The organism is Leisingera sp. MMG026, from assembly GCF_021654205.1.
In the GTDB taxonomy this organism is placed as follows: Bacteria; Pseudomonadota; Alphaproteobacteria; order Rhodobacterales; family Rhodobacteraceae; genus Leisingera.
The window spans coordinates 1-4,035 of record NZ_JAKFZM010000099.1; the positions used below are offsets into that span (position 1 = coordinate 1).

Here is a 4,035-nt window from a genome sequence, read left to right on the forward strand (position 1 = left end):
GCCAATAACGGAAGCTTATTCCTCTGTTCGCAGTTGAAGTCGTTAAAGGCGCACAGAGCCCTTGTGTGTGGATACATGCGCGACGCCAATGTCAGCTTTCGCTGGCGGCGGATCGATAGCTTGCAAGTGCAGCGAAGTTCCGCTTTCCTGAAGGTTTTTCGATGTGGGCCGGGGTGCAATTTTGCCTTCAGAGCTACGCGCGGCCCGCGTTGACAAACCTCGGAAGGAGGAAGCCGCGGGGGTCTGGGATCGAGCTATGGGGAAAGAGCACCGACGGGTGAGGCTGACGTTTGCATGGGCGCGCGGTTGACTGTGTTAGATGCCTTTGATGCATTTACTTTCGGCAACCCTGGTCGTAAGTATTTCAACGATTGAGGGCGCATGATGCGTTTTATGCCGTCATTTCGAATGATGGTCGCAAGCGGTTTCGACCGATCATCCAAGGATAGCCGGCTGATGTCGCGTTGGTTGAACAGGTCTGGTGTCATGCGGCCCGCTCCTTGGGTGGCGCGCGCGACATTGGTCTTTGGCCGCGCCGGAAGATCTCGATGATGCGCATGTCGCCCCCACAGCATGGGCAAGGTTCGCGCAAAGTGAGAGGGGTGGTCTCGGGTTCTGGCTCTGTTTCCGTGGTTTGACCGGCGTTTTGAACACCGAGCAGCGCTCGGACCTTCGTGATGTTTGTTTTGCGCGCAGCACTGGCCAACAGGCCGTAGTGGCGGATGCGATGGAACCCATCGGGAAGAACGTGGATCAGGAAGCGGCGGATGAACTCGGGCGTTGCCAAACGCATGACCTTTTGGCGATCACCGCGCTTGATCCTGTAATTCTTCCAGCGGAACGCGACGGTGTCGGCATCGGCGCTGACGAGGCGATGGTTTGAGATCGCGACCCGGTGGGTGTACCGGCTCAGATATGCCAGCACCGCCTCGGACCCTCCAAAGGGCGGTTTGGCATAGACCACCCAGTCGGATTTACCGAACGGGGAGAGCCACTGCGCGAACTTGTCCGCCTGTGCCAGGCTATTGAGGTCGCCGAAGAAGGTGAGTTGACCTGCGCGGTGCAGATCCATGAGCCCTTCCAGGAACAGGCGGCGGAACAGCCGCGCCAATAGCCGCACATGCAGAAAGAACCCCGGTCTGCAGGCGACCCACCTCGTGCCGTCGTGTGACAGGCCGCCACCGGGGACAATCATGTGGATGTGGGGATGGTGTGTCAGCGCCGATCCCCAGGTGTGCAGGACACTGGTCATGCCGACCTTTGCACCGAGGCGTTTCGGGTCAGCCGCTATGGTCATCACAGTTTGCGCAGATGCGCGGAACAGCAGACCGTAGATCGCCTTCTGGTTCCAATAGGCGATACGGGTGATCTCGGCTGGCAAAGTGAAGACAACGTGGAAGTACTCGACCGGCAGAAAATCCTCTGCGCGCGCCTCCATCCAGTCGCGAGCGGCAGGTCCCTGGCATTTGGGACAGTGCCGGTTCTTGCAGCTGTTGTACGCAATGTGGTGATGGTCGCATTTGGTGCAAGCTGCCACGTGGCCGCCGAGCGCGTCGGTTCGGCAAGCCTCTATCGCCGACATTACCTTCAGTTGACCGAGACTGACATGACCCACATTGGCCCGTCGATATGTGGGTCCATACTTCCGAAAGATGTCAGCAATCTCCAGCCGGGGTCGCGGCAACCGCCTGAGCCGCTACTCCAGTCCCCGCCTGACGGTGTGGTCCTGCAGCTTCTCCAACATCTCGTACGGGCTGACAGTGCTGCGGATGGTCTTGGTCGCGACATGCGTGTAGCGCGCTGTCGTGCTGAGCTTGGAATGTCCCAAGAGCACCTGGATCACCCGCACGTCCGTTCCAGCCTCGAGCAGATGCGTGGCAAAGCCGTGGCGCAAGGTGTGCAGCGTGGCGGGTTTGTTGATCCCAGCCATGTGCTTGGCCGAGGTGAACGCGCGGTTCAACTGGCGCGGTGAAAGCGCCATGATCTTGGGTTTGCCCGGAAACAGCCAACCTTCGGGGGGCGCCTCGCGCCAGTAATCCCGGAGCAGATCGAGCAAGGCAGGTGACAGCATGGCCTTGCGGTCTTTGTCATTTTTGCCCTCGTCGACATGGATCAGCATCCGGTCGCTGTCGATATCTGAGACCTTGAGATTGCAGACTTCGGATGCGCGCAGCCCGGCACCATAGCTGATCCCCAAGGCGGCACGATACTTCAGCCCCGGTCCAGGAACCGCCGCCAATAGATCGCCAACCTCTTCGACACTCAAAACAACGGGCAGCTTCTTCGCCTTGCGCCGGAACTGCATGTACCGCTTCATCTCTTCGCGCCTGCAGGTCATACCGAAAAAGAAGCGCAACGACACGATCCTGGCGTTAAATACACCGGTCGAGACGCCGCTATCTGTCATGTGAAGCTGGTACGCGCGCAGCTCATCCGGTGTCGCTGTATCGGGTGAGCGGCCGATGAACTCGGCCAAGTACCTGACCGCCCTGATATGGCCTTGCTGGGTCTTCGGTGACATTCCGCGAATGCGCATATCTTCAATCATCCGCGCACGCAGCGGGCTCATTTTCTCCTCTGTCATGGGAACCTCCTGTCATCAGATTGAGAAACCCCAATCGTCAGACAGGTCAGCAAGATCGCAAAATACGCGCCGTCAGCATCGGCTTATTACGCCAGCAACAAGCGCCATTGCCGCGATAGCGGCTTCGTCCAACCGCCCTTGTTTACACGAGTACCGCGAACGACCCTTTGCCATTTCCCGAATCAAGCTTTCGCTTGTGGCCATGCAGCTGCCCCAAATCAACCTTTCCCATGACAGTTACCGGAGCAGCCTCTATTTTGGGGGCAGGGAGACCCGGATGACACGTTTCGAAGTTTTGCAGGAGCAGCGCAGGCAACTGCATCTGAAGGCGGCAAAAGCCGCCTGGCAGACGGTTCATTCGGAATTGGCACGCAAAGGGATCGCACATGAGCTTTTCGGATCCCTCGCTAAGGGGGACTTCCGAGAGCACTCGGACATTGACCTAATGATCCTGGGCAAGCTGTCTTGCGGGGAGCGCGCAATGGTCCGCAGGTTCGCGGAAGACACCGCTTCAAACGCCCGGGTAAAACTGGACCTGCACTTTGCGGAAGACCTCACTGAAAGGACGCTGTCGGCCCTTCTTGAACATTGAACTTCAGGTTAGGTCGCGTTGACAACAGGAGGTCATACTGGGTTGAGCGGCAAACAATATTGGGCCCAAGGAATTGCACATGACTGCGGAAAGCAATCCAGTTTCGCATGTACCCACCCAGAAAGCGAGGAAGGCGGAGCACTAGCTCCGCCTTCTCTGATTGGTGAGGTACTTTGCCGCCCAAACGGACAGTTCTACAGCGCCATAGAAGCCTAGATCAAAAACCCGTTTTTTGTCGCAAAGACGCAGTTCCGCTGTCGGACGTCAATCACTGACGTCCGACACCAGAACTACGTCTTGGCTGCGTTGTAGGTTGTTTAATTTCAATAACTTAGATCCCCATGCGACAAACGTAAATCCGCCTTCCGACACGCCCAGACCGTTCTCCGGCAAGTCCAGACCGTCTTGACCAAGAAAATTCAAATGCTGTTCTGAAGTCTGGGCACAAAAAAACCGCCCCTAGGGGCGGTTCGGTTTGGAAAACATGGCGAAGGTCAGCTGCTTTTGGGCCGCCGCCGCTTCCTGCGCTCTTCCTCGTATCTCTGCAAGGCGGTGCCAGTATCAATGGCACTCCAGTTTTCCGCAACAAAGGGGTTCAACTCCTCATCGCAATCCATCCTCTCCGAATAGGCGTCCGCAAAGAAGCCCATGTCGATTTCACGGCTTTTCTCATCAAGGCATTCCCCGATTGCCTCGATGGCCATCTCCATAGCAACACCGAACCGGCCGACAGCAGCGTGAATCAGAATTTTGATGAACTCATCTTGAGCCAAGAGGCCCGTATCCAAAATTCCCGCGGTTTTGAAGAGTTCGGCCAATGCTTTACGCAGCACGATACTGTCATTCTTGAAGCTCATCG

At 57.3% G+C, this 4,035-nt stretch carries 4 protein-coding genes; 1 reads left to right on the forward strand and 3 read right to left on the reverse strand.

Annotated features, from left to right (window positions below):
- Positions 1-484 precede the first annotated feature (484 nt).
- Positions 485-1,684, reverse strand: a complete 1,200-nt coding sequence (locus L1069_RS23470; protein WP_237457255.1) for an IS91 family transposase — start codon at positions 1,682-1,684, stop codon at positions 485-487.
- Between the two features lie 12 nt (positions 1,685-1,696).
- The gene (locus L1069_RS23475) at positions 1,697-2,584 is read right to left on the reverse strand and encodes a site-specific integrase (RefSeq protein ID WP_237457256.1); all 888 of its coding nucleotides are present in this window, start codon (positions 2,582-2,584) and stop codon (positions 1,697-1,699) included.
- Between the two features lie 202 nt (positions 2,585-2,786).
- Between L1069_RS23475 and L1069_RS23480 the strand changes: the two genes are divergently transcribed.
- The gene (locus tag L1069_RS23480) at positions 2,787-3,176 is read left to right on the forward strand and encodes a nucleotidyltransferase domain-containing protein (protein WP_237457258.1); all 390 of its coding nucleotides are present in this window, start codon (positions 2,787-2,789) and stop codon (positions 3,174-3,176) included.
- Between the two features lie 494 nt (positions 3,177-3,670).
- Here the strand turns inward: L1069_RS23480 and L1069_RS23485 are convergent.
- The coding region (locus L1069_RS23485) for a hypothetical protein (RefSeq protein WP_237457257.1) at positions 3,671-4,035 on the reverse strand (365 nt) is incomplete at its 5' end.